We start from the raw sequence: 2,507 nt of genomic DNA, 5'->3' as shown, positions 1-2,507 counted from the left end.
CAACCGTCCCGCGCACCATCTCACCAAGGTGATCCTTGATCCGCGCTTCGTCGATCCGGATCACCTGACCCATCACAGCATCCTTCTCGTCGTCCATCCTTTCGCTCCTTCCGTCATTGTAGAAGGAACCGTCAAATCTGAAAGTGCGAAAGATTCTTTACGTTATCTGCCAGTTGACTCCGTGCTGGCGGCGTACGTCCACGACATCTTTCCCATTTTTCCGTCAGCGGCCTTGCCTACCGAAACCACACGTCGTGTCGCAATGGGCGACCGGGCCGATGGGCTTTGCGGCGGTTTCCACTGTGAAAACCGAGCTTTGTACAGCGTTCCACATAACGAAACGATAATGCAACATTATCCATCTTGTATTTTAGCGTTCGTGGACAAAGGTTGACTGAGGAATTCGAATTTGATTCAAGGCTTCCATTTGGAGGCAGCCTTGGGTGAACGGATCGGTCTGACAGAGGAGGAATGGGCGCTGATCGGCCCGCTTTTACCTGCTGAACGAGGTCGCGGCTGCCGTCCTGCTCAGGACAATCGGCGCTATTTCGAAGGCATGATGTGGATGGCGCGCACGGGCGCGCAATGGCGACATCTTCCTGACGAATACGGCAAGTGGAACAGCGTCTTCCGCCGCTATCGACGGTGGGTCGAGACCGGCGTGTTCGAGGCGATGCTCGAAACGCTGGCAGAGATGGTCGAGCGGGATCGAAGCGCCGACATGATCGACAGCACCATTGTCCGGGGACACCATTGTGCAGTCCGCATAAAAAGGGGACTCAGGAGGCCGAGGCGCTTGGCCGATCGCGCGGTGACTTCACCACCAAGCTTCCATGCCCGTTGCGATGCGTTTGCCCGGCCGCTCGGCTTCGTGCTGACGCCCGGGCAAACGCACGATACCCCAAGGCTTTGCGCCTCTGTTCCGGATGATTTCCGACCGGATCGAGGCGTTCCTTGCCGATAAGGGCTACGATGCGGACGCCATTCGCGAGGAGATCGCCGACGCCGATATCGAGGCCGTCATCCCGGCAAAGAGCAATCGCCGGGAGCCCGTCCCACACGACAAAGCGAAATACATATGGCGAAACCAGATCGAGCGGCTCTTCAATAAGCTCAAGAACTGGCGGCGTGTCGCCACTGCTACGACAAGACCAAGGTATCTTACCTCGGCTTCGTCGCCTTCGCAGCAGTCAAACTATGGATACCCTTTGTCCACGAGCGCTATATATTTGCGGACCGTAAGAATTAAACATAATTATATTTTGGCTGTGGTCTTCATGTTACAGACAGACGATATCAGCCGAGTATATATATGTGAGACATCATAAGTTTTGGAGAAACGCCATGAAGATTTCGTATTTCATCGCAGCTTCCGCAATCGCCCTTTTTGCAGCGACAAGCGCCAATGCAGCGGACGCCATTTTGGCTCAGGAACCGACCCCGGAATATATACCTCCGGCCTTCACCTGGTCAGGTGCATATATCGGTGCCCAGGCCGGCTACGGATGGGGCAATACGCGGTTCGAGTCCGACGAATACGAATTGAATGGCAAGGTAAAGACCAAAGGCTTCCTCGGTGGCGTTTTTGCGGGCTATAATTGGGAAGCTGGTAACGGTTTCCTTCTCGGCGCTGAAGCCGATGTCAATTACGCCAATCTTAAAAAGTCATTCCATGGCTCCGACATAGATGAAGATGGCGTCACCATTTTCGGCGCAGGTGAAACCAAGCTGCGCTGGGAAGGCGCGGTGCGCGCGCGCGTCGGCTACGTCGTCGATCGTTTCCTGCCTTATATTGCCGGCGGTGTCGCCTTCGGTGGAGTGAAACATAGTCTCGCCCTAATGGACACAGACGGAAATGCCGTATCGGAAAGCTGGAAGAAGACCCAGGTTGGCTGGACGGCTGGCGGCGGTGTCGATTATGCGGCCACAGATAATATCTTCCTGCGTCTCGAATATCGCTATACCGATTTGGGCAAAAAGGACTACCAATTCCTGGGTGAAGAATTCAAACCGGATTTCAAGTCGCACGAAATTCGTCTTGGCGTCGCCTATAAATTCTGACCGTTTTAGCTACTTGAATGCAAAGCCCGCGTTCATCGGAGGGCTTAGATTACTGACAAACCCGTCGATTTTTCGGCGGGTTTTGTTTTGCGGTTTGGCCTCTTTGGGCTGTCGGGTTTTTGCGGAAGGAAGAAGGCGTCACCGAACTCTGCAAGGGCGGCGAAAACGTTCACGTGCTTGACGCGTTGCTGAAAACCGCCGCAATCGTCCCGTCGCGGGGGGCAGTCACCACAACGACACGCCTGGATTCTCCTTGCGCCAGCTGCTCTTCTATGCCTGCGATACGTTGCCGAAGTTCTCCGATCGCCATGGCGGCGCCCGCATCGAAGCCCGCGATTTTGGTGTGAACACTCGCAAGGCTTCCATCGAGCTGAACACGCTGGCGTCTGAGGCTCTCCAACTCCTGCCTTGTTTGTATCAGGGTCTGCTGCCGCGATTCGAATTCC

Annotated in this window: 5 protein-coding genes; all 5 read left to right on the top strand. The window is 55.1% G+C overall.

Annotated elements, in window-relative coordinates:
* Positions 1-394: hypothetical protein (locus tag DUT91_RS26380; RefSeq protein ID WP_200835088.1), on the top strand; the 394-nt coding region annotated here is incomplete at its 5' end.
* 15 nt (positions 395-409) lie between these two features.
* A complete protein-coding gene (locus DUT91_RS27655; protein ID WP_425373844.1) occupies positions 410-964 on the top strand; it encodes an IS5 family transposase in 555 nt (184 codons plus the stop codon).
* Entirely contained in the window at positions 927-1,328 is a 402-nt protein-coding gene (locus DUT91_RS27650) for a transposase (RefSeq protein WP_425373843.1), read from the top strand. Before DUT91_RS27655 ends, DUT91_RS27650 begins: the two co-directional genes overlap by 38 nt.
* 16 nt (positions 1,329-1,344) lie before the next feature.
* A complete protein-coding gene (locus tag DUT91_RS24760; protein WP_114443030.1) occupies positions 1,345-2,061 on the top strand; it encodes an outer membrane protein in 717 nt (238 codons plus the stop codon).
* A 253-nt stretch (positions 2,062-2,314) separates the two neighbouring features.
* Positions 2,315-2,507, top strand: a 193-nt coding sequence (locus tag DUT91_RS25700) for a hypothetical protein (protein ID WP_147272298.1), incomplete at its 3' end; no start/stop codon positions are given.

The organism is Paramesorhizobium salinisoli (assembly GCF_003335045.1).
In the GTDB taxonomy this organism is placed as follows: Bacteria; Pseudomonadota; Alphaproteobacteria; order Rhizobiales; family Rhizobiaceae; genus Paramesorhizobium; species Paramesorhizobium salinisoli.
Note: the sequence above shows the minus strand (reverse complement) of the source record. Positions and strands in the feature narration are given on the sequence as shown.